Source organism: Streptomyces sp. NPDC034103 (assembly GCF_055575395.1).
In genome coordinates this window covers 239741-261277 of sequence record NZ_JBVISS010000014.1, presented here as the reverse complement: position 1 = coordinate 261277, position 21537 = coordinate 239741, and the positions used below count along the sequence as shown (strand labels likewise).

Below are 21537 nucleotides of genomic sequence, written 5' to 3'. Positions count from 1 at the left end.
CGACCGGGTACGTACTCAGCACGGCCGCACGAAGGCCGCCGACGCGGGACCGACACCGCCTGCCCACGTATCGGCGTCATCGCGCCCCCCGGTCCGACACCGTCGTCGACATCCGGCCTATCGGTGCCGCCGCTGACAAGCCCGGCGCCCCGCACCGTGCCCTCTCCTCCTCCCAAGGTCGCAAGGGTCTCCACGCGCGCGTGCCCGGCCTCGTGACGCAGTGGAGCGGGGCAGGAGTGGGCCGTAAGAGGTGCCTGATCAGGGCCACGGGTGGGAATGCCCACGTCCCAGGGCGCGTTGTGCAGTACGAACACGAGGAGGAGCGGTCACTGTGCTTGATCCGCAGGGTTTGTACGCATGGGAGCCGAAGGGCCTGGCCGTCGTCGACATGGCACTCGCCCAGGAGTCGGCCGGCCTTGTCATGCTCTACCACTTCGACGGATACATCGACGCGGGCGAGACCGGCGACCAGATCGTCGACCGGCTGCTCGACTCGCTGCCCCACCAGGTCGTCGCCCGGTTCGACCACGACCGGCTCGTGGACTACCGCGCCCGCCGCCCGCTGCTGACCTTCAAGCGCGACAGCTGGACGGACTACGAGGAGCCCACCATCGACGTGCGGCTCGTCCAGGACGCCACCGGGGCGCCCTTCCTGCTGCTGTCCGGACCCGAGCCGGACGTGGAATGGGAGCGCTTCGCGGTGGCCGTCCAGCAGATCGTGGAGCGGCTCGGCGTCCGCCTGTCGGTGAACTTCCACGGCATCCCCATGGGCGTCCCGCACACCCGCCCCGTCGGCCTGACCCCGCACGGCAACCGCAACGACCTCGTGCCGGGCCACCGCAGCCCCTTCGACGAGGCTCAGGTCCCCGGCAGCGCCGAGGCGCTCGTCGAGTACCGCCTCATGGAGGCCGGGCACGACGTCCTCGGCGTCGCCGCGCACGTGCCGCACTACATCGCCCGCTCCCCGTACCCGGACGCGGCGCTGACCGTCGTGGAGGCCATCACGGCCGCCACCGGCCTGGTCCTGCCCGGCATCGCGCACTCCCTGCGCACGGACGCGCACCGCACCCAGACCGAGATCGACCGCCAGATCCAGGAGGGCGACGAGGACCTGGTCGCCCTCGTCCAGGGCCTCGAGCACCAGTACGACGCCGCGGCGGGCGCCGAGACCCGGGGCAACATGCTCGCCGAGCCGGCCGACATCCCGTCGGCGGACGAGATCGGACGCGAGTTCGAGAAGTTCCTGGCGGAGCGGGAGGGCGACGGATGACTCCGATGCGGAGACGGCGGCTCGGGTACGGTGCCGGCTGATCCGATGGCGCGACGGCTGATCCGATAAGGTGCCGGAGATTGCGGCCCGCCCTTCTCCGTCGACGCGGAGATGATCCGGTGGGCGTGACCGGCGGTTGACCGGCGGTGTCGGAGTCGGCAAGTTCTCCCGCGTCGGCGGGGGGCGTGAGGGTGGAGGCGCGGCCATGCTGTCCGTGGGCCTGACCGGCGGTATCGGCGCCGGCAAGAGCGAGGTGTCGCGGCTGCTCGTCGAGTGCGGCGCCGTGCTGATCGACGCGGACCGCATCGCGCGTGAGGTCGTCGAGCCCGGTACGCCCGGACTGGACGCCATCGTCCAGGCCTTCGGCGCCGAGGTGCTCGCCGACGACGGTGCTCTGGACCGGCCGAAGCTGGGCTCCATCGTGTTCGCCGACCCCGACCGGCTCGCCGTACTGAACGCGATCGTGCACCCGCTGGTCGGCGCCCGCTCGCGCGAGCTGGAGTCGGCCGCCGCCGCGGACGCGGTCGTCGTCCACGACGTCCCGCTCCTCACCGAGAACGGCCTCGCGCCCCTGTACGACCTTGTGGTGGTCGTCGACGCCAGCCCCGAGACCCAGCTCGACCGCCTGGTCACCCTGCGCGGCATGACCGAGGAGGACGCCCGCGCGCGGATGGCCGCCCAGGCGACCCGCGAGAAGCGCCTGGAGATTGCCGACATCGTCATCGACAACGACGTTCCCCTGGACGACCTGCGGCGCCGGGTGACGGACGTATGGGCCGATCTCGCACGACGGGCCCGCGCGTCCCACGACCCGTCCCTGCCGTCCCAGGAATAGCGGCCCCCGGTCCGGGCGTTGAACCCCCTGAGTGAGGGAAGGACTCTGCCGTGCCCGAGACCAGCGGTTCGACCGGACGTACCCCGGAGACGCATGTCATCGACTTCCGCGCCGCCGAGCAACTGCTCGCCGCGCGGGATCCCCAGGGTGCGGTGAAACTGCTCGACCAGGTCATCGCCGCGCACCCCGAGAACACCGCCGCCCGACTGCTGCGCGCGCGTGCCTTCTTCGCGGCGGCGCAACTGCGGCCCGCGGAGCTGGAGTTCACCATCGTCCTGGAGCGCGAGCCGGACAACGCCTTCGCACACTTCGCGCTCGCCCGGACCTACGAGCGGCAGGCACGCCCCGAACAGGCCAAGCGCCACTTCCGGCTGGCCGCCGCGCTGGACCCGAACCCGGAGTACCTGAAGGCGGCGCGGTTCGAGTCGTGAGGGTCCGCCGGGGCGGGCTGGTCGTGGGGTTCCGTCGAGGGCCGTCGCGAGGTGCCGTCACGGCTACCGGATCTCCGGCTTTCCGGACCGTTACCGGTTCCCCGGGGGTCGGTAGGGCGGAATGCCGGGGCCGGGCTGGTAGTGCGGGCCCTGGCGGATGTGCCGGACGATCAGGGTGAGATCCACGGTGATCACCAACCACAGCACCCCGCAGGCGACGGCCCACCCGGTGCGGCCCGCCAGCGCGAACGCCACCGTGCCGAAGGTCGCCCAGACAAGCCCCCACACGCTCAGCCAGAAGCGCGCCCGCAGCGCACTGCGCGCGGTCGTCGGCTCACTGCCCGTACGCATCGGGATCACCACTCCTTCTTGAAACATACTCTTCGGCACGAAGTCCGCCAAAAGCCCCGACCCGGGGGAGGGCCCTGTGATTCCGGACGCCTACGAGCTGGCCGAGGTGCTGCTGGACCTCGCGGTACCCCATCCGGACATCGACGAACTGATCGCGTCGCGCCGGACACTGGCGGCGGACGCCGGGGCGACGCGGCTCCTGGAGGAGTGCGTCGGGGAGCTGGTGCGCGACATGGGCACGATCGTCGAGTACGGCGAGGGGCTCCAGCTGAGGGAGCGGCTCGCGGAGGCACCCGAGGCACTGCGCCGGTTCTTCCCCGCGTACGTGTTCGTCGCGGCCCTTCCGCACACGCGCGCGTACCACCGCGCACGCGGCATCCCCGAGGACGTCTCCCGGCGGACCCTCACCGACCTCGGGCGGAACATGGCCGTCCACCGTCGGCGGCACGGCACCGGAGGAGTGCAGTCGCCGCAGTGGCTCACGCTCCATTTCCGGGGCGAGCTGTACCAGCTGGGGCGGTTGCAGTTCCAGCGGACGAACCTCGGACAGCGCGCGGCGACGATGCTCGCGACAGCCGGCCTGGACGGGGACGAGAGCACGCCCTGCCTGAACATCCACATCCCCGAGTTCCTCGGCCCGCTCACCCCTGCAGCCTGTGACCGCTCCCTGGCGCTGGCCCGGGAGTTCTTCGCCCTGCACCATCCCGAGGAGCCGTACCGGGTGAGCGTGTGTCACTCCTGGCTGCTCGACCCGCAGTTGCGGCGGTATCTGCGCGCGGACGCCAACATCGTCCGCTTCCAGAAGCGGTTCCGGATGGCCGAGCGGGACGCCGAGCCGACCGACACGGAACCGGTGCGGTTCGTCTTCGGGGATCCGGAAGCGCCGGTGGCGGGGTTGCCGCGGCGCACGTCGGTGGAGCGGGCCGTGGGCGACCATCTGCGGGGTGGGGGACATTGGTACATCGGGCGCGGGTGGCTGCCGCTGTAGATCGTGTTGGGGGCTGGGGGCTGGGGGCTGGGGGCTGGGGGCGGGGGGCTGGGGGCTGGAGGCCGGGTGCTGCGGCGCTGCGGGCGGCCTGTGGTGTCGTTCCGTGCGTAACTCGTATGGGTGAAGGTGTTCGATGAGGGAACGGCCGTGCGGTTGCGGTCCGTTGGACGGGCATGGAAATGAAAATGCGTGAGGGGTACGAGGGGACTGGACCGGGCGCGATCACTCCCGACGGCTGTGCGGTGGAGTTGTACGCACGGCTGCCGGTGGGGGAGGAGCCCGACATCATCGCCGCGGCCGTGCCGGCGGGGGCGCACATCCTGGAGCTCGGCTGCGGTGTGGGGCGGATGACCCATCCACTGCTGGAGCGGGGCTTCACGGTGACCGCGGTGGACGAGTCCCCACAGATGCTGGAGCGCGTCCGCGGGGCCCGCACGATATGCGCCCCGGTCGAAGGACTCGACCTGGGCGAGACGTTCGACGTGGTGATGCTCGCGTCGTTCCTGGTGCACGCCGGTGACGTCGAGGTGCGGCGGGGGCTGCTGCGCGCCTGTGCCCGGCATGTCAGAGACGGCGGGTGCGTGCTGATCCAGCGGGAGGGCGCGGACTACCACACCAACCTGCCGCGCGAGCGGATCGACCCCGCCGGCTTCACCGTCCGGATGCTGTCGGCGGAGCCGGTCGGCGACGGGGTGAACTCGGTGCGTGCGGAGTACGAGTTCCCGGACGCGGTGTGGACCCAGACGTTCCTGGCCCGGCCGTTGACCAAGGAACAGTTCGAGGAGGCGTTGGAGGAGGCGGGGCTGCGCGTGGACAAGTACCTGACCGAGGACGGGACATGGGTGCGGGCGGTGCCGGTGGACGGGGTGTGATTCAGCGGTTGGCTCGGCGATGAGTTTTCGTGTGGGCGGCGGTCTACCTCTCTGACAGCAACGGACCGCTTCACCACAGGAGATCCCGATGTCCGAGACCACCCTCCCCGTCACCGCCACCACCTCCGCCTCCGGTGGGGCCGGGACCGTCGTCGCGGAGTCCGCGACCGCCCGTGGCCGCCGGGCTCGCATCGCCCTGCGCACCCTTCAGGTGGTGCTCGCCCTGTTCTACGCCGTCGCGAGCGCCCTGCCCAAGCTCATCGCGCACCCTTCGGCCTCCGAGGGCTTCGCCGAAATGGGCTGGGGAGACGCCGGGATGTACACCATCGGCGTGCTCGAACTGGCCGGTGCTGTGGCGCTGTTGGTCCCGCTGCTGCAGTCGGTGGCCGCGGTGGCACTGAGCGCGCTGATGGTGGGCGCGTTCGTCGTCCAGGTCTCCGTCTTCGACGGTGAGAACGCCGCGACACCTCTCATCCTGATCGTGCCGCTGGCCCTCATCGCCTGGGCCCGGCGGGAGCAGAACGCGCGGCTGCTGCGAGTGGTGCGGGGGCGCGCCTGAGCGGGAGGCCGACGCCGCCGGCGACGCCGGCGCACACGGCGATGACGTCCGGAGGGCCTGGGGGCCTGGTCCGGACGTCATCGCCGTGTGCGTGGGGCGTGGGGGCGGGGTGGGTGGGGTGGGGCGGGGTGCCTGGCTGTGCGTGTGAGGGGTAAGGGGGAGGGGGCGGGCTGGGGCGCCGGGTGGTGGCGGGCGGGTTGGAAGGGCTGGCCGTGGTGACTGGGGTCCGGCGATATTGGGGCCCGGGGCACCTGCCCCGCTGGGGGCGAGGCGACGCCGGAGCCGACGATCACGACGTCCGCGTCGATGGACCACCCGGGCGCGGGTGCGTGCAGTCGTATGCCGGGTCGCGGTCCCAGCAGGGTCAGACGACATCGCCGTCCGGGCAGGGGCACGCTCCGGTCGCCGTCCCAGCAGGTCACGCCAAGGTCGGTGCCTTCGCAAGGGGCTCGCGGTCGCTGTCCCCGGCATCTCACGGCTCCGGCCATGGGCATCGGCGTCGGCACCGGCACCGCGCGGGAGCCGTGGTCAGTGGCCCCCGGGGTGGCCGCCGAGGCCGCCGAGCCCGCGGAGGCGTTCCAGCTCGCGGCGGTCGCGCTTGGTGGGTCGGCCTGTGCCTCGGTCGCGGATGCCGGCGGGGGCGATGGCTTCGCGGGGCGGGGGCGGAGGGCTGTTGTCGACGTAGCACTGGGCGGCCACCGGCGCACCGACGCGCTTGCGGATGAGGCGCTTGACGAAGACGATCCGCTCGCGGCCCTCGTGCACCAGCCGCACCTCGTCGCCGACCCGGAGGGAGTGGGCCGGCTTGACGCGGTCGCCGTTCACCCGCACATGGCCCCCCTTGCAGGCGGCGGAGCCGACGGAGCGGGTCTTGACCAGGCGTACGGACCAGATCCAACTGTCGACGCGGACGGTCTCCCCGTGTTGTGGCCCCGCGGCCTCGGCGGCGGCCACCGCGGCGGCGACCGTCGGGTCCTCGGCCCCGGGCGAGGGCGCGGCCTCGGTCCCCGGCCCCGTCACGGGGGTGCCGGGCGGGTTGGTCGCGTCGGTGTCCGCGTCGTCAGCAGCCATGTCACGACCTTAGCTCTTCGCCCACGCCCAGCCTGGCGGAATTACGCCCGGGACCGCGGGGACCGCGAGGGCCGCCGGGGTCGCTGGGACACCGTCGTACGGTGTTCCCATGGACGCACTCGCCCGCCTCGACCGGCGCATCGCGGACTGCCGGGCCTGTCCCCGGCTGGTCGAGTGGCGTGAGGAGGTCGCGCGGACCAAACGGGCCGCCTTCGCCGACGAGACGTACTGGGGCAGGCCCGTGCCCGGGTTCGGTCCGTCCGACGCGCGCGTGCTGATCGTGGGGCTCGCCCCGGCGGCGCACGGCGGCAACCGCACCGGCCGCATGTTCACCGGCGACCGCTCCGGGGACGTGCTGTACCAGGCGCTGTACGACGTCGGCCTCGCCTCGCAGCCGACCGCCACCGGTCCGGACGACGGCCTGGAACTGTACGGCGTCCGTGTCACCTCGCCCGTGCACTGCGCGCCGCCGGCCAACAAGCCCACGCCGGGGGAGCGCGACACCTGTCGCCCCTGGCTGCTCCAGGAGTTGAGGCTGCTGCGGCCGACGCTGCGGTCCGTGGTGGTGCTCGGTGCATTCGGCTGGCAGGCCACGCTGCCCGCGCTGGCGGAGGCGGGCTGGGCCGTGCCCCGGCCCCGGCCGGCGTTCGGGCACGGGGTGCGGGTGCCGCTCGACGGGATCGAACTCTTCGGGTGCTTCCACGTCAGCCAGCGCAACACCTTCACCGGACGCCTGACCCCGGAGATGCTGCGGGACGTGCTGAGCGCGGCCGCCGGTCGGTCGGCGGAGCCTTGATGCATGTGGTCCAGGGGGCGGTCCGTCGTAGGAGACCCGGGTTCGGCCGAGGCCGGCCCCTCTACCCGGACATCGGACCGTCGTACGACGACGGGATGCTCGATGTCGGTGACGGCAAGCGCGTCAGCCGGTTGCGCGAACCGCGGGGCAAGCCGAGCCGGCCCCCAACGTCCGCGGCTGCAGCGCCCTCCCCCTACGGCTGCCAGACGTACCGCACGTCCGGCTCGTCCTCCTCGTTCCCGCTGCCGTCCGTGTGCTCGACGGCGACGAAGCCGTGCCGTTCGTAGAAGCGGTGGGCCGGCTTGTTGACCTGGAAGGTCCACAGGTGCAGACCTCGCGGACTGCGCTCCTTGGCCAGCTCCACGAACCGGTCGCCGACGCCGCGTCCGCGCCAGTCCGGGGCGAGGTAGAGCTGGGACAGGAGGTCGCCGTCCAGGACCATCACCCCCACGATCCCGTCCGCCTCCGCCACCCATGTCTCCCGCAGCGGGATCACCACGTGCTGGAAGTAGTCCCGGACCTCGTCGTCGGACCGGGGTCTGACGACGGTGGGGAGTGCCGCGGCGAAGGAACGCAGCCACACGTCGGCCGCCGCCGTCGCGTCGGTGGCGGCAGCTCGCCGCAGGGTGATGGTGGGGTGGTATGAGGTCACGCGACGGGATCCTGTCAGGGAGCCACCCGCTCCCGCACCGCATTTCTCACCGGCGTGAGCGGGCACAGGCGCTGACGGCTAGGGAACGACGGCCGTCGCGGTGATCTCCACCAGCTGTCCCGTGTACCCGAGGCAGGCCACGCCGAGCAGCGTCGACGAGTGCGGCCCGGTGCTGAGCCCGGAGGCCTCCACGACCTCCCAGACGGCGGAGAGCACCGAGGTCTCGCTGCTCACGACGTACACATCGGTGTAGAGGACGTGCGCCAAGTCGCTGCCGATCAGCCGCAGTTGCTCCTCGAGGTTGGCCACCACCTGCTCCGCCTGCCGCACCGGGTCCCCCTCACCGACGATCCGGCCCTCGGCGTCGAGCGGTACGGAACCGGCGAGGAACGCCAGCCTCGTGCCGGCCTCCACCACGGAGGCGTGGGAGTAGGTGGGTGGCGGAAAGAGGGCGGGGGAGGTGACGCGACGGATCACGGGAACTCCAGGGGTGGGGGATGGCATGAGGGACGACCTCGCGATCATCCAGGCCACCCTCCCCGGCCGCACCCGAATTTCCCCCGCCGGCTGCTCCCGTCCAGGCCGCGGCACACTCTTCGGCGCGTGCTCCTCCGCTTCAGGCGCCCTCCCGCCGGCCTGCCGCCCGCCGCCGTGCCGCACCCTTTCCCAAGCCGGATCTGAACTCGAGGCTCCGCTCGGCGGCCTCCACCCGTTCGAGCCGGTACAGCCGCACCGGAGGCGCGGCCAGGGCGCGCGGATCGACGCTCAGCCGGTCCGGCGGTCCGAGAAGGCGGTGCACCAAACTGCCGTTCGTCCATCCGCGCAGTCGCAGGCCGGCCAGTGAGACGTACCGCCGACCGTCCTCCTCGTGCTCCCCACGACTCACCATCGCTGCCTCCCCCGTTGACTCACCCCAGGCCCGTACCCGCGGCCCGTCATGACATTCCATGACGCGCCATCACTCAGGGCATCCAAGTGGCACCCACGTACCCAAGGCCCTCATGCCACCCAAGGCCTTCATGCCACCCAGGGCACCCATGACGCTCCAAGCCCCGAGCGCGGCAGAGGGCGTCCTGTGACTCACTGTGACGACACATCCCATTGAAGCGCCTGCCACTGACAATCGCCCACGGCGGACGCCGCCTGTGGACAACCGCTCGACAGCACGGGTCCGCAGATGCCAGCCTCCCCACCGCGATCTGCGGGAGGTGTGACGAACGGCGGGCCGGTTTCAGTCCCGTGCCCTGTGCCCCGCGGGGTCGTCGGCCAACGGGGAGCGTGGGGACGGCAGGTTGATGAGGTCGCTGACGTCCGCCACCTCCTGGAGGGTGTGCGCCAGCGAGACGAGGGTCCGGCGGATCCCGCCGATGCGCTCACGCAGGGCGTCCGCGTGTTCCCAACGCCGTTCCCACGCCACCGGATCCACTCCCTCCGGGCGCTGGGACTCGTACGCCGACAGGCGCGGATGCCAGGTCGCGAGCAGCGGGCGTAGAACGCGGTTGAGGACGGTGACGGCGAGGATGCCGAAACTGACATGGCCGGGGGCCAGGGGCGGGGCGATCTCCGGGCCGTAGCGGCGGAGGATCTCGCGGGTGGTGTCGAAGAAGGTGTAAAGGGAGGTCAGCGCCTCGCGCAGGAAGCCTTCCTCTTGGTCGAGTTCCTCGACGGACACGCGTGTGACGAGTTCCAGGTACAGCTCCCAGGCCGCGCTGCGCTCCGCGTCGGCCGGTTCCCAGGTGCCGGTGATGTCCCCGACGAACGGGATCGCCAGCCTGGCCGTGACCTGTGTCGGACCACTCGGCCGACGCCGCTTGCGCTGTCTGTTCGTCATGATCACTCACCCCCTAGCCAGGGTAGGGCAACTCGCCCTCGGGGACGACTGGTTCGCACGGTCGCGCGTTGGAGCACGAGTGGGCGGAGGCGCGGGAGGGGCGCTTCCGGGTGGAGGCGCTGATGTTCCATCTCGCGGGCATCCCCAGCTACTTGGTGGTGGCGGAGCTGGCCATCAACCAGGTGCTGAGGGGTGCACTGCCCGCGCCGACCTCGTACCCGGAGCAGTTGAGGACCACCGCCCGGGAACGCTGGCACGACACCGCCCGGGCCACCCTCGCCTATGCCGAGGCGGCCCACGCGCCGACCGGCCGTGTCACCGAACTCGCCGGCGCCTTCGCCACGGCCGCCGCGCAGGCGGCGCACGGGGTGCTGGCCGGGCGGGGGGAGTGGGTGACCAACGAGAAGCGGCTGCTGGAGCGGGCCGGGCTGCGGGGCGTGGACGACGTGATCGCGTCGCTGGCGGCGGGGATGGGGCCGGACGCGCTGAAGGGCGCCGCGGAGCGGGCCCTGATCCTCTTCAGGGAGGCCGACCAGGACCAGGGTGGGGGTCTTTAGGCGCGGTGCCGCGATTCCGCCCGCCCCGGGCCACGAATAATCCTTCGATATACGGCCGTTGACGCTGCTACCGTCCCTGATGTGGCGAAACTCAATCAGATCATCGCAGTCGAGAAAGGCGTCAAGTCCAAGGCGCACCAGGACCTGACGGCAGCTCACCACGGGTTGCAGAAGCCCGCGTTGCTGGCCGGGATCTCGCGTACGTACCAGCCGAAGGACGAGGAGGGCGAGCAGTTGCCGCCCGAGTCGACCCGGGTGCAGGTGAAGGCCGAGGACGTGCTGCGGGAGACCGCGGCGACGTTGACGCGTCTCTTCGATGTGACCGCCACCAAGGACTGGGCCAACTGTGCCGCACGCGCGGACGTGACGGTGGACGGGCGGGTGCTCGTCGCCGACGTGCCGGTGTCCTATCTGCTCTTCCTGGAGAAGCAGCTCGTCGATCTCAACACGTTCGTACGGAAGTTGCCGGTGCTGGACGCCTCCGAGGCCTGGGTGCAGGACCCGTCCACGGACTCCTGGAAGACCGAGCCGGTGCGGACCCTTCGTACCAAGAAGGTGCCCCGCAACCACGTGAAGGCCGAGGCGACCGAGAAGCACCCGGCGCAGGTCGAGGTCTACTACGAGGACGTGCCCATCGGTTACTGGACCACCGTGAAGTTCTCCGGTGCCCTTCCGGCGCGGCGCGTCAACGAACTCCTCGACCGCGTCGAGAAGTTGCAGCAGGCCGTCAAGTTCGCCCGCGAGGAGGCGAACGGCGTCGACGTCGTGGACCAGCGGGTCGGGGACGCCGTGTTCGGTTACCTCTTCGGATAACCCCGATTCGGGTAACCCCGATTCGGACAGCCCCGAATTCGGGTAGCCTCGAAAACTCCCCGGTCCTGTGTGGCCGGGGTGCGCGAGGAGCGCAAGCTGAAGCTGAAGCTTGTCGTGACTGCGCGGTTCCAGTGGAGGTTCGAGTCCTCCCCGCGGCACCTTCACGCGCCGCGGTAGCCCAATTGGCAGAGGCAGACCGCGATCAATCTCAGACTATTGCTCCAGACTCAGCATTCGCCGTCGATCGCCGGATCGACCGGGCCCAGGCCCAGGGCGTCGAGATGCTGGTTCAAGTCCAGTCCGCACAGCTCGATGTGCGGTGGTCCAAAGGCAGGACGCGACGACATGACGACTGATCTGGGTTCTCAAGTGTGCCGGCGTGCCATATGGACGGCACCGACAGGGCCCGGGGGCAGGCTACGCCCTCGGGCCCGCTCCTTTTTCAGCGCGCCTTACGTTCATAAAGAACACGCCCTTTCCCGGCATCGTCACATCCCCGAAATACGACAGCCCCATTTCCTCCAGGAACTCCCTCTACCGTGGACACCGATCGCCCGGCCACCGTCGCCCGAAGGCAGCCCCAGCCCTCGATCAGTCGACAGGAGCTCCGTGTCCCGCAAGCGCACGCCCACCCGTATCCGCGCTCTCGCCCTTCCGCCCTGGCTCGCCCATGCCCTGCGTGCGCAGCGGGGGCCGGTGCCCTGGAGCGCGGTGACGCGGGGGGCGTTGGCCGCCGGGCCGTTGCTGCTCGGTGCGGTGCTGGTGGACCGGGTGTCGTTCGGCGTGGTCGCGGCCATCGCGGCGATGCTGGCCGGGATCAACGACCGTCCCGGCGGCCGGCGGGCCTCCGTCGTACGGCTCGGCGTGCCGGCGCTGGCGGGTGCGGTCGGGCTGTTCGTCGGGACGTACGCCGGTGATCATGCCGGAGCCGTGGCGCTGAGCCTGCTGCTCACGGGTGTCGGGCTCGTCGCGGGCGGGATCAGCGCCATGGGGCCCGTCGCCTCGGCGGCCGGTACCCAGGTGCTCGTCGCGTGCGCCATCGGGGCGGGCATGCCACTGCCGGAGGAGGGGTGGCAGCGGGCTCTCGCCTATCTCGCCGGGGCCGGGTGGCTGCTCGCGCTGCGGCTCGCGCTGCCGACGCCCGGCGCGCTCGTCGGGGACTTCCGGTTCGACGGGGAACGGGACGCCGTGGCCGCGGTCTACGACGCCGTGGCCGAGCTGCTCGACGCCGTGGGCGGCCCGCACGCCACCGCCCGGCGTGCCGCGCTCACCGCCGCCCTCGACCATGCCCAGGACGCCCTCGCCGGACCACGGCTGCGCCGGTACGCCAGCTCCTCCGCCGAACGGCGACTGCACGCGCAGTACGCCGCCGCGCTGCCCCTCGCCGAGGCCGCGACCGCGCTCGCCTGGGCGGGGGAGACCGGGGCCGGACGGGCCTCCGCGGGACCCCGGCGGCTCGCCGTCGCCGTACGGGAGAACGCGCACACCGGGCCGCTGCCCGCGCCCTCCCGGTCGGCCCCCGCGCTGCGGGCGCTCGATGACGCCCTGCTGCGGGCGGCCGAGACCTTCGACCGGGCCGAGGGGAGCGATCTGCACACGCGTCGGCGTACCGGGAAGGGCCTGCTGCGGGCCGTCTTCGGGGCGGGTGGACGGGAATACGGGCTGCGGGTCGGGCTCTGCTTCGGCGCCAGCGTGGCCGTCGCGCAGGCGCTGCATCACGCCCGCTGGTACGGCGAGCACGAGCACTGGTACTGGCTGCCCGCCACGACCGTCTTCCTCGTCAAGCCCGATCTGGGGCCGCTCGCCTCCCGGGTGCTGTGCCGGGCGGCGGGGACCGTGCTCGGGGCGCTGGTGTTCGCCGGGTTCGCCGCCGTGCTGGCGCGTCCCGAGGGGCTCATCGCGCTCGTCGCCCTGAGCGGGGCCCTCCTTCCCGTCGCCACCCGGCACTTCGCCGTCCAGACCGCCGTCGTCACCGTCCTCGTGCTGGCCCTCGTCATGGTCGGCGGTGAACCCCAGGCGTCCGCCGGACGGATCGGCGAGACCCTGCTGGCCTGCGCGATCGTGCTCCTGGTCGGCCATCTGCCGATGCCGGGACAGCGCGGCGGCACCGTACGCTCCCGGCTCGCCGTGGCGGCCGCCGCCGCGCAGGCGTACCTCGACCACGTCCTGAGCGGGTCCGAGGACCGTGCCGCACGCTGGACCCTGCGCCGCGAGGCCTACCGCACCCTCGCCGAGGCGCGCGCCGCGATCGCCTTGGCCGCCGCCGAACTCCCCGCGCTGGCCCGCCACTCGGAGGGCACGGGCGACATCGTCGTCACCCTCGAACGGCTCGTCGACACCACCACCGCGTGCGCCGTCCACCTCGACGACTCGGGCCGTGTCGACCCCGAACACACCCGTCGGCTCGCGGAGTTGGCGGACGAACTCGCGAAGGAGCGCACGCGCGCGCGAATACGGCTGCCCGAACTGCCTCTGGCCGGGTGAGTCCGGACGGGGCGCTCCTCGGGCCCTGTCGTCGCCAGGCCCTGCACCACGCCACATCGCAGAGCGCCCGCGCGGTCGGGCTCGGCGACAGTGTCGGCTCCCTCGCGCCCGGCCGTCGCGCCGACATCGTCCTCGTGGACCTCACCGGACCGCACACCCAGCCGGTCCACGACCTCGCCGCCACCCTCGTGCACAGCGCCCGCTCCGGCGACGTCCGCACCACGCTCGTCGACGGCCGACTCCTGATGCGTGACCGCGAGCTGCTGACCATCGATGTCGCCGAAGTGGTCCGGGAGTTGGGGGAGCGGCTCCCGGCCCTCCTCGACCGGGGCCACGGCAAGCGCATCCAGGACTACGACACCTGACCGCGGCGCCCACGCCGGGGCGGCCAGGTCGGCCACAGGTGGGTCAGGTCGGCCGGGTCGGTCAGGGCAGCCGGGTCTGCCGGGTCGGGGAGGAAGTTTCCCGTGCGCCGATGAGTTCCGCCCCTGCCCACGGTCACCACCCCGAACGCACCGTTGCAGCAGGAGGGGTCATGTCGCTTCCGGAGGTCGTCTCGCGTGAGCAGTGGCGCGCGGCGCGCAAGGAATTGCTGGTCAAGGAGAAGGCGGTCACGCGGGCGCGGGACGCGCTCAACGCGGAGCGGCGCTCGCTGCCCATGGTGGAGGTCGACACCGCGTACTTCTTCGAGGGCGGCGACGGGAAGGCCACGCTGCTCGACCTGTTCGAGGGGCGGTCCCAGCTCGTCGTCTACCACTTCATGTTCGCGCCCGAGTGGGACGCGGGCTGCCGCAGCTGCTCGGCGTTCCTGGACCAGATCGGGCATCTCGCGCATCTGAAGGCGCGCGGGACGACGTTCGCGGCCGTCTCCAGAGCGCCGTACACGAAGATCCTGCCGTTCAAGGCGCGGATGGGCTGGACCGTGCCCTGGTACTCCTCGTACGGCGGCGACTTCAACCTGGACTTCGAGGTGACCCTGGAGCAGGAGGGGGAGTCCTTCGAGCGGCCGGGCCTCAGCTGCTTCCTGCGGGACCGCGACCGGGTCTTCCACACCTACTCGACGTACGAACGCGGCCTCGACGGACTCGGGTCCACCACCAGCCTGCTGGACCTCACGGCGCTGGGGCGGCAGGAGGAGTGGGAGCAGCCCAAGGGGCGCGCGTCCGCTCTGGGGGCGCCCGCGGGGAGCGAGCGCGTCCGGTATCACGATGAGTACGAGGACTGACACAAAAAGTAGCGAAAGTGACCGGTAAGTAACCGGACTCTCACGCTTCGCGCCAAAGCCGTGTCGGCTAGGTCTCAGTCCCGCAACTGAGCGAGGCGATCGGTCCCCGGAAGGCGTTAACTCCTACAAGTACGACGCTTTCTGGAGGTCAGGATGGTGAACGGGCGAACCGTGCTCGAATGCTTTCCCGCGGGCGGTCCACGTGGATCATGGCCGGCGGAGGAGTTCGCGCACGCGCGGCGCATGGAGGGCATGCCCGCCGAGGTCGTGATGGACCTCGCCACGGACACGTTCCTGGTCATCGTGCGGGGCGAGGGGGCCCTCGACGTGCTCGCCTGAGACCCCGGGACGTCAGCCCGCCTTCGGCGCGGTGAACTGCTGCGCCTGGAGCGAGTACAGCTCCGCGTAGACGCCGCCGCCGGCCAGCAGTTCCTCCGGTGTGCCGGACTCCACCAGGCGGCCCTGCTCCAGGACGTGCACCAGGTCCGCGTGGCGCACGGACGCCAGTCGGTGGGTGATCAGGACCACCGTCTGACCGGTGCCCGCCAGGGCCCGGATCTTCTCGAAGACCTCCAGTTCGGCCCGCGCGTCCAGGGCCGCCGTCGGCTCGTCCACGATGAGGATGCGGCCACGGCGGTACGCGGCCCGGGCGATGCCGAGGCGCTGCCACTGCCCGCCCGACAGCTCGTGGCCGCCGCTGAAGTGCCGGGCCAGCAGGGTGTCCAGGCCGCGCGGCAGATCGGCCACCACCTCCTGGGCGCCCGCCTCGGAGATCGCCTCGGCGAGCCGTTCCTCGGTCAGGGGCACGGCCGAGCGGCCTACCGCCACATTGACCTTCGCGGTGAACGGCCAGCGCTTGAAGTCCTGCGCCACCATCGCGATCCGCTCCGCGAGCAGCCGCCGGTCCGCGCCGGCCGCGTCCACGCCGTCCCACAGGATCCGGCCCCGGTCGGGGGTGTACAGCCCGGAGAGCAGTTTCACGAGGGTCGTCTTGCCGGAGCCGTTCTCGCCGACGAGCGCGATGATCCGACCGAGGGGGAGGGCCAGCGTGAGGTCGTCGAGGGCGGGCCGGGTGGACTCGCCCGGATAGCTGAACGTGACGTTCTCGAAGCGGATCTCCCGCGGCTCCTCGGGCAGCTCCCGCCCGCCGACCGGGATCGCCCATTTCTCCGCCTCGACGTACAGCCGCTGCAGATCGCCCACGAACAGGGCCTCCTGATGAAGCTGGTTCACCTCCAGAACGAGGCTTTCCAGGCTGGCGGAGCCGGACCGGATCGCGATCACGGCCGTGCCCGCGACGGAGAGCGCCATGGCCCCGGCGAGCAGCAGGCCGCCCAGGGTCGCGTACGTCGCCACCGTCGCGATCCCGGTCCAGGCCGCGGCGAAGAGTCCGGTACGGGCGGCCAGCCGGGCCAGCCTCGCCTGCTCGGCCTCCGCCGTCTCCGACATCACGCGGTAGTGGTGCAGCAGGAAGGGGCCCACCCCATGCAGACGGATCTCCGGCGCGGACTCCGGCTCGGTGAGCAGACCGCTGAGGAGATGACCGGCCCGCGCATGCTGCACCCACGTGTGGAAGGACTCGTACCGGCGGCGAGCGACGGTCAGCGCGCTCCAGGCGCTGGGCAGCGTCATGGTCACCAGCAGCGGAAGCAGGGCGGGGTGCAGCACGGTCAGGACACCGGCGGCCGCGATCAGTGAGATGGCCGCGTTCATGACCCGGGTGGCGTAGGTGATCATGCGGCGTGCCGAGCTGGCACCGTACTGGGCGGTGTCCAGCAGTTTGTGGAAGGCGTGGTCCTCGATCGCGGCGAGCTCCACGGCGGCGGCGCGCTCCAGATACCGCTCGGTGGCGACCCGCTCGACCTTGGGTTCCAGCCGGCCGGCGGCGTACGTCGACGCGGCCCGCAGCAGCGCGGAGACCAGCATGACCGCGGCCATGGTGACGAGGGCGGGTACGGCATCGCGCAGCCGCTCCTCGATCGAGCCGCCGCCGATCAGCCGGCCCAGCACGCTGTTCACGGCGAGCAGACTCACGGCCTGCGCCACACCCCGTCCCGCCTCGGCCCCGAGCACCACCCGCGCGGCCTTGCGGTCCGCCTGCCAGGCCAGCCGGAAGCTGAGCGCGAGAAGCGCGGGGAGCTGGCGCACCATCGCCCCGAAGCTCAGCTGGAGCCGGGCGGCGGAGTGGCTGTTCCAGCCCGTGTCGTAGCGCAGGGGCCCGCCGAAGAGCAGCCGCTCCGACTCGGACGGTTCAGGTTCTGGCGTGTCCCGCTTCTTCCCCACCGTCGGCCTCCCCCGATCCTGCACGGAGAGCCACTATCGCGGGAGGGGGGTGCCGGGGGCAGGGCGCAGACAGACACGCCGGGGTACGCGGGCGTGCGCCGTACGGCCGTGCGGGGTGAGGGGCATGGGCCGGGGCGTCCGGACCGGGCGGGGAGCGTGTGCCGGGGCGGTCCGGTACCGGGCGAAAGACATGTGACGTGTGGCCGTACCGGAGGGGCATCCGTCGGGGCTGCCGTACAGGGCGAGCGGCAGGCGCCAGGGCGGGCGGTGCTACCGGACGGGCCCTACGCGCTGACCGGCCGGGACCAGGTGGGTGTCGTCCCCGTCACCCGGCACAGGGCCAGGTACAGGGGGATCGGCGGCGTGTACGGGAGCTCGCCCTCGGGGCGGTGTATCAGGTCGGGGGCCACCGGCGCGTCCGGAACTATCGCGCCGGTGGCGTACTGGGCGGGGGCGGGCCACTCCAGGGCGTAGTCCGAGTCCGACGGGAGCAGCCACCACCAGTGCGTCTCATCGGCGTAGACGCACCCGGCTCGGGGCAGGCGGGGCATGATCAGCGGACCGAAGCGGGCGGGTACCGCCACCGCGTCGCAGCCCAGCGGGGCCGTCATGCCCTCGGGGAGAGGGAGGCGGCGGGGCGCGGCCGGGGCGTGCAGACCGCGTCGGAGGCGGACCAGCGTGTCCAGGGTCAGTACCGTGCCGCCGGCCAGGGGCCTCACAGCCATGCGCCCCCCGTCCCGTGCTGACGGGCCGGTCCGTGGAGCCGGTCCACGGCGTGCTGGTGCGTGGTGTCCTGGTGGTGCGCGGGGTCGTGATGACGCGCCGTGTCGTGCGGGCGCTCCGTGCCGTGGGGGCGCTCCGTGCCGTGGTGGTGCGGAGCCGGAGCGGCCTCGTCGTGGTGGTGCGGGGCGGTCTCGTCGTGACGGGCGTCGGTGTCGTCGTCCTGGCCGCCGGGGCCGTCGGGGCGGCCAGGCTTGGGGCGGGCTCCCCAGCCCAGGTCGTTGCAGGGGCCGCAGTCGTGGCGGGGGGTGTCGGCCTTGCGGGGCAGCTCCGCCCAGACCAGCAGGCCGAAGCCCTGTTCGTGGGCGCCCCAGGCGTGACAGAGGGCGTCGACGAGAAGCAGTCCCCTACCGTGCTCCTCTTCGCCGCGCTGCGACGACGGACGGGTCTGACCCGGTGCGCAGCCCTCGTCACGTACGGCTATTCGCACCAGCTCGTCGCCGTCGTGGAGCTCGCACACTATGTGGCTGCTCGCCGTGTGCACGATCGCGTTGGTGACCAGCTCGGTGACCACCAGAGCCGCCGAGTCACAGATGTCCTCGCAGACCGACCAGCCGTTCAGCCGAGCCCGCGTCAGCCGTCTGGCCTGCGCCGGGGAACCCGGATGTGCGGCCAGCTCGAACCGGAACCGGCGCTCGGCGGCGGCCCCACCAGGGGAAACTCCCTCGGCGGCACCGAGGCTGTGGGGGCCTGCGGCGGCGTCTGTTCCTAAGGGCGCGGACGGAATCACGCTTGCCACTATCGCCCCGCCGTGAACACTTGGCAAGTGTCACTCTGAAAAATGCAGAGTGCTGTGTGACGGTCTGGAAGGCCGTGGCACACTGCTCGCAACAGCATGTCGAGCGGCGCCAGTTGAGATCACCGGAGATCCGACCAGGTCTTCGAATAGGTCTTCGAATGGCGCCGTCCGCCTGCCAGGATTCTTTTGCAACAGTTTTTACGGGTCCCAGGACCCCCGGGACGTCCAGGAGGTGGAGGGTGAGCGAGCCGCGGTCCGCGCCGACGGTCGGCCAGGTCGTCCTCGGGCGGCGCCTGCTGGATCTGCGCGAGCGCGCCGGTCTCAAGCGCGAGGAGGCCGCCAAGATCCTCCGCGTCGCCCCCGCCACGGTCCGCCGCATGGAGATGGCCGAGGTCAGCCTCAAGATCCCGTATCTGCAACTGCTCCTGAAGTCCTACGGCGTCTCCGAGGAGGAGGCCGGCGCCTTCGTGGAGCTGGCCGAGGAGGCCAACAGACCCGGCTGGTGGCAACGGTTCCACGACATCCTGCCCGGCTGGTTCTCGATGTACGTCAGCCTCGAGGGCGCCGCCAGCCTCATCCGGTCCTACGACCCGCACTTCCTGCCCGGACTGCTCCAGACCGAGGAGTACGCCCGCGGGGTGCTGAAGTCGGGGGCCATCGGCCAGACCAGCCCGGACGACATCGAACGGCACGTCGCACTGCGAGTACAACGCCAGGAACTGCTCACCCGTCCCGACGCGCCACGGTTCTGGGCCGTGGTGGACGAGACCGCGCTGCGCCGCCCTGTCGGCGGCCCGGAGGTGATGCGTGCCCAGATCGACAAGCTGCTCCAGGCCACGAAGCTGCCCAACGTGACGTTGCAGATCGCCCCGTTCGCCCACGGGCCGCACCCCGGCACGTACGGGCCCTTCGTGCTGTTCCGATTCGCCGTGCCGGAGCTTCCGGACATGGTCTACAGCGAGTACCTGACCGGCGCCGTCTATCTCGACGCGCGCCCCGAGGTGGCGACCCATCTCGAGGTCATGGACCGCATGGCGGCGCAGGCCGCTACGGCACATCGCACGAAGGAGATCCTCCGGGATCTCCGCAAGGAGCTGTGAATGGATCGCATCAAGCCGCGCATACCCGTCTACAACGGCATGCCCGCGCGGGAGTTGGGCAGTGAGGGCTGGCACAAGCCCTGGAGCGGCGGCAACGGCGGCAACTGCCTGGAGGCGATGAAGCTCGCCGACGGACGGATCGCCGTCCGTCAGTCGACCGATCCCGACGGCCCGGCGCTGATCTACACCACCGACGAGATGACCGCCTTCATCGAGGGCGCGAAGGCGGGGGAGGCGGACTTCCTGCTGTCGTGACGTCTGGGTCCGACGCTGACCTGAACTCCCTTGCCGTGCTGGCTAATTGATGAATGCTCGGCCGTCCCTGGCCGTCCCTGGCCGTCCCTGCCCGTCCTTGGCCGCCCCTGGCAGCAGAACGACGTGAGCAGGTCTTGCCCCGGTTGTGGTGCCTCAGCCGGTCTCGGTCTCTGGTGGCAGCGCCCGGCACAGTGCGTCCAGGGCCGCCCCGTAGGCGTGCTCCGAGGGGGTGGCGTAGCCGACGACCAGCCCGTCGTACGGCGGCGGTGCCGTCACCTCCTGTGCCGCCCGCGGGTGCCGGAAGTCGGCGAGGCCGTCGAGGGCGACGCCCGCCCAGGTGGCCGCCTTCACCGCGGACCGCTCGGTGCCCGGCGGCAGGCGCAGCACCGCGTGCAGCCCGGCCGCGACCCCGGTGACCTCGATGTGCGGCGCGTGCTCGGCGAGCGCGGCGACGAGCCGGTCGCGGCGGCTCCGGTACCGCTGCCGCATACGCCGCACATGACGGTCGTACGACCCGGAGGACAGGAAGTCGGCGAGGCTCAGCTGGTCGAGGACGCTCGCCCATGCCTCCCGCTCGCCCTTGGCCGCGAGGACGCCGTCGACGTACCGCTCGGGCAGCACCATCCAGCCCAGCCGCACCGCGGGCGACAGGCTCTTGCTGACCGAGCCGATGAAGATCACCCGCTCCGGGTCGAGCCCCTGTACGGCGCCGACGGGCTTGCGGTCATAGCGGAACTCGCCGTCGTAGTCGTCCTCCAGCACCACCCCGCCCCGCGCGCGTGCCCAGTCGACGACGGCCGCCCGACGCTCGGCGTGCAACGGTCCGCCGGTCGGGAACTGGTGGGCGGGCGTGAGCAGCACGGCCCGCTCCTGCCCCAACCTGCCCACGTCGGCGCCGTGTTCATCGAGGGGCAGCGGCACGGTCCGCACACCCGCGGCGGCGAGCAGTTCGCGGTGGAAGGGCAGGCCGTACTCCTCCACGGCCAACGGACCGCGCAGGACCGGCGGATGGGCGGCGAAGAGCAGCCGCAGCGCGTGCGCGAAGCCGGAACAGATCACGATCCGGCCGGGCTCGGTGCGCACGCCACGCGCGCGTGCCAGGTATTCCGCGAGCGCCTCCCGCAGCTCGACCCGGCCGGCCGGGTCGCCGGGGCCGAACACCTCGTTGGGCGCCTGCTGGAGGGCCCGCCGGTAGGAGGCGAGCCAGGCCGCGCGCGGGAACGCCGACGCGTCCGGGGAGCCCTGCCGCAGGTCGTGCCGCGGGCCACGCGCGCGTGGCGGCGTTCTCACGGGTACGCGCGCGTGCCCGCGCAGTGGCTCCGCGCGCTCCGCGACCCTGGTGCCCGAGCCCTGGCGCGCGGTGAGCCAGCCCTCCGCGACGAGTTCGGCGTAGGCGTCCGCCACCGTGTTGCGGGCCACCCCGAGATCGGCGGCGAGCGAACGGTACGGCGGCAAGCGGGTGCCGGGCGCGAGTCGGCCATCGCGCACGGCCTCGCGCAGGGCGTCGATGAGGGCGGCCCGTCTGCCGCCCGGCCCGGAGAGCTCCAGGTGCAGGTCGGAGCCGATGCGCTCCGCTGAATTGACCCACGATTCCGCCATGGAAATGCACCCTACAGGGGGTCTATCCGGCCCGTAGGTTGAAGGA

Annotated in this window: 22 protein-coding genes and 3 pseudogenes; 15 read left to right on the top strand and 10 right to left on the bottom strand. The window is 72.0% G+C overall.

The window, feature by feature from the left end; all coding sequences use genetic code 11:
• Nucleotides 1–331: 331 nt before the first annotated feature.
• The 3 genes from ACZ56U_RS30675 (at nucleotide 332) to ACZ56U_RS30665 (ending at nucleotide 2536) form a co-directional block, all read left to right on the top strand.
• Entirely contained in the window at nucleotides 332–1270 is a 939-nt protein-coding gene (locus ACZ56U_RS30675; RefSeq protein WP_469087205.1) for a PAC2 family protein, read from the top strand.
• 205 nt (nucleotides 1271–1475) lie between these two features.
• On the top strand, nucleotides 1476–2105 hold the full coding sequence (gene coaE, locus ACZ56U_RS30670) for a dephospho-CoA kinase (RefSeq protein ID WP_469087204.1): 630 nt from the start codon (nucleotides 1476–1478) through the stop codon (nucleotides 2103–2105).
• Between the two features lie 50 nt (nucleotides 2106–2155).
• The gene (locus tag ACZ56U_RS30665) at nucleotides 2156–2536 is read left to right on the top strand and encodes a tetratricopeptide repeat protein (RefSeq protein WP_398832614.1); all 381 of its coding nucleotides are present in this window, start codon (nucleotides 2156–2158) and stop codon (nucleotides 2534–2536) included.
• 90 nt (nucleotides 2537–2626) lie between these two features.
• On the opposite strand, the gene ACZ56U_RS30660 is transcribed toward ACZ56U_RS30665, so the two are convergent.
• On the bottom strand, nucleotides 2627–2887 hold the full coding sequence (locus ACZ56U_RS30660; protein ID WP_469087203.1) for a DUF6343 family protein: 261 nt from the start codon (nucleotides 2885–2887) through the stop codon (nucleotides 2627–2629).
• Nucleotides 2888–2963: 76 nt separating this feature from the next.
• Here ACZ56U_RS30660 and ACZ56U_RS30655 point away from each other — a divergent pair, with 76 nt between their 5' ends.
• From ACZ56U_RS30655 to ACZ56U_RS30645, 3 genes are all read left to right on the top strand, one after another.
• On the top strand, nucleotides 2964–3875 hold the full coding sequence (locus ACZ56U_RS30655) for an acyltransferase domain-containing protein (RefSeq protein ID WP_469087202.1): 912 nt from the start codon (nucleotides 2964–2966) through the stop codon (nucleotides 3873–3875).
• Between the two features lie 185 nt (nucleotides 3876–4060).
• Nucleotides 4061–4747, top strand: a complete 687-nt coding sequence (locus ACZ56U_RS30650; protein ID WP_469087201.1) for a class I SAM-dependent methyltransferase — start codon at nucleotides 4061–4063, stop codon at nucleotides 4745–4747.
• 88 nt (nucleotides 4748–4835) lie between these two features.
• Nucleotides 4836–5306 carry a DoxX family protein gene (locus tag ACZ56U_RS30645; protein WP_469087200.1) on the top strand — a complete coding sequence of 157 codons (471 nt, stop codon included), beginning with the start codon at nucleotides 4836–4838 and terminating at the stop codon, nucleotides 5304–5306.
• Nucleotides 5307–5834: 528 nt separating this feature from the next.
• Here ACZ56U_RS30645 and ACZ56U_RS30640 read toward each other — a convergent pair.
• A complete protein-coding gene (locus tag ACZ56U_RS30640) occupies nucleotides 5835–6377 on the bottom strand; it encodes an RNA-binding S4 domain-containing protein (RefSeq protein WP_469087199.1) in 543 nt (180 codons plus the stop codon).
• 109 nt (nucleotides 6378–6486) lie between these two features.
• On the opposite strand from ACZ56U_RS30640, the gene ACZ56U_RS30635 reads away from it, so the two are divergent.
• Nucleotides 6487–7173 (top strand): uracil-DNA glycosylase, encoded by a 687-nt coding sequence (locus ACZ56U_RS30635; RefSeq protein ID WP_398832623.1) that lies wholly within the window; start codon nucleotides 6487–6489, stop codon nucleotides 7171–7173.
• 193 nt (nucleotides 7174–7366) lie between these two features.
• Here the strand turns inward: ACZ56U_RS30635 and ACZ56U_RS30630 are convergent, their stop codons facing one another.
• From ACZ56U_RS30630 to ACZ56U_RS30615, 4 genes are all read right to left on the bottom strand, one after another.
• Entirely contained in the window at nucleotides 7367–7825 is a 459-nt protein-coding gene (locus ACZ56U_RS30630; RefSeq protein WP_469087198.1) for a GNAT family N-acetyltransferase, read from the bottom strand.
• A gap of 78 nt (nucleotides 7826–7903) precedes the next feature.
• Nucleotides 7904–8302: a RidA family protein gene (locus ACZ56U_RS30625; protein ID WP_469087197.1), complete on the bottom strand. Its 399-nt coding sequence runs from the start codon at nucleotides 8300–8302 to the stop codon at nucleotides 7904–7906.
• 139 nt (nucleotides 8303–8441) lie between these two features.
• Complete coding sequence (locus ACZ56U_RS30620) at nucleotides 8442–8714, bottom strand: hypothetical protein (protein WP_469087196.1); 273 nt, start codon at nucleotides 8712–8714, stop codon at nucleotides 8442–8444.
• 342 nt (nucleotides 8715–9056) lie between these two features.
• Nucleotides 9057–9656: a hypothetical protein gene (locus ACZ56U_RS30615; protein ID WP_469087195.1), complete on the bottom strand. Its 600-nt coding sequence runs from the start codon at nucleotides 9654–9656 to the stop codon at nucleotides 9057–9059.
• Between the two features lie 68 nt (nucleotides 9657–9724).
• Here ACZ56U_RS30615 and ACZ56U_RS30610 point away from each other — a divergent pair.
• The 6 genes and pseudogenes from ACZ56U_RS30610 to ACZ56U_RS30585 all read left to right on the top strand — a co-directional run.
• Nucleotides 9725–10213 (top strand): annotated as a pseudogene (locus tag ACZ56U_RS30610) (nucleotidyltransferase domain-containing protein); the annotation flags it as partial.
• An 81-nt stretch (nucleotides 10214–10294) separates the two neighbouring features.
• Nucleotides 10295–11026: a DUF7873 family protein gene (locus ACZ56U_RS30605; RefSeq protein WP_391230230.1), complete on the top strand. Its 732-nt coding sequence runs from the start codon at nucleotides 10295–10297 to the stop codon at nucleotides 11024–11026.
• A gap of 609 nt (nucleotides 11027–11635) precedes the next feature.
• Nucleotides 11636–13510, top strand: a complete 1875-nt coding sequence (locus tag ACZ56U_RS30600) for an FUSC family protein (RefSeq protein WP_469087194.1) — start codon at nucleotides 11636–11638, stop codon at nucleotides 13508–13510.
• Nucleotides 13511–13517: 7 nt separating this feature from the next.
• Nucleotides 13518–13875: pseudogene (locus tag ACZ56U_RS30595) on the top strand (amidohydrolase family protein); the annotation flags it as partial.
• A 170-nt stretch (nucleotides 13876–14045) separates the two neighbouring features.
• A complete protein-coding gene (locus tag ACZ56U_RS30590) occupies nucleotides 14046–14735 on the top strand; it encodes a DUF899 domain-containing protein (protein WP_469087193.1) in 690 nt (229 codons plus the stop codon).
• 153 nt (nucleotides 14736–14888) lie between these two features.
• Complete coding sequence (locus ACZ56U_RS30585) at nucleotides 14889–15074, top strand: hypothetical protein (protein ID WP_469087192.1); 186 nt, start codon at nucleotides 14889–14891, stop codon at nucleotides 15072–15074.
• Nucleotides 15075–15086: 12 nt separating this feature from the next.
• Here the strand turns inward: ACZ56U_RS30585 and ACZ56U_RS30580 are convergent, their stop codons facing one another.
• The 3 genes and pseudogenes from ACZ56U_RS30580 to ACZ56U_RS30570 form a co-directional block, all read right to left on the bottom strand.
• Nucleotides 15087–17018 (bottom strand): ABC transporter ATP-binding protein, encoded by a 1932-nt coding sequence (locus ACZ56U_RS30580; RefSeq protein ID WP_469087191.1) that lies wholly within the window; start codon nucleotides 17016–17018, stop codon nucleotides 15087–15089.
• 284 nt (nucleotides 17019–17302) lie between these two features.
• Nucleotides 17303–17743 (bottom strand): hypothetical protein, encoded by a 441-nt coding sequence (locus ACZ56U_RS30575; RefSeq protein WP_469087190.1) that lies wholly within the window; start codon nucleotides 17741–17743, stop codon nucleotides 17303–17305.
• A 194-nt stretch (nucleotides 17744–17937) separates the two neighbouring features.
• Nucleotides 17938–18564, bottom strand: a pseudogene (locus ACZ56U_RS30570) (ATP-binding protein); the annotation flags it as partial.
• 212 nt (nucleotides 18565–18776) lie between these two features.
• Between ACZ56U_RS30570 and ACZ56U_RS30565 the strand changes: the two are divergent.
• Both ACZ56U_RS30565 and ACZ56U_RS30560 read left to right on the top strand, forming a co-directional pair.
• On the top strand, nucleotides 18777–19637 hold the full coding sequence (locus tag ACZ56U_RS30565; protein WP_469087189.1) for a helix-turn-helix domain-containing protein: 861 nt from the start codon (nucleotides 18777–18779) through the stop codon (nucleotides 19635–19637).
• A complete protein-coding gene (locus ACZ56U_RS30560) occupies nucleotides 19638–19892 on the top strand; it encodes a DUF397 domain-containing protein (RefSeq protein ID WP_059197394.1) in 255 nt (84 codons plus the stop codon). It abuts the gene before it with no gap.
• A 153-nt stretch (nucleotides 19893–20045) separates the two neighbouring features.
• On the opposite strand, the gene pdxR is transcribed toward ACZ56U_RS30560, so the two are convergent.
• On the bottom strand, nucleotides 20046–21491 hold the full coding sequence (gene pdxR / locus ACZ56U_RS30555; protein ID WP_469087188.1) for a MocR-like pyridoxine biosynthesis transcription factor PdxR: 1446 nt from the start codon (nucleotides 21489–21491) through the stop codon (nucleotides 20046–20048).
• Between the last annotated feature and the right edge of the window lie 46 nt (nucleotides 21492–21537).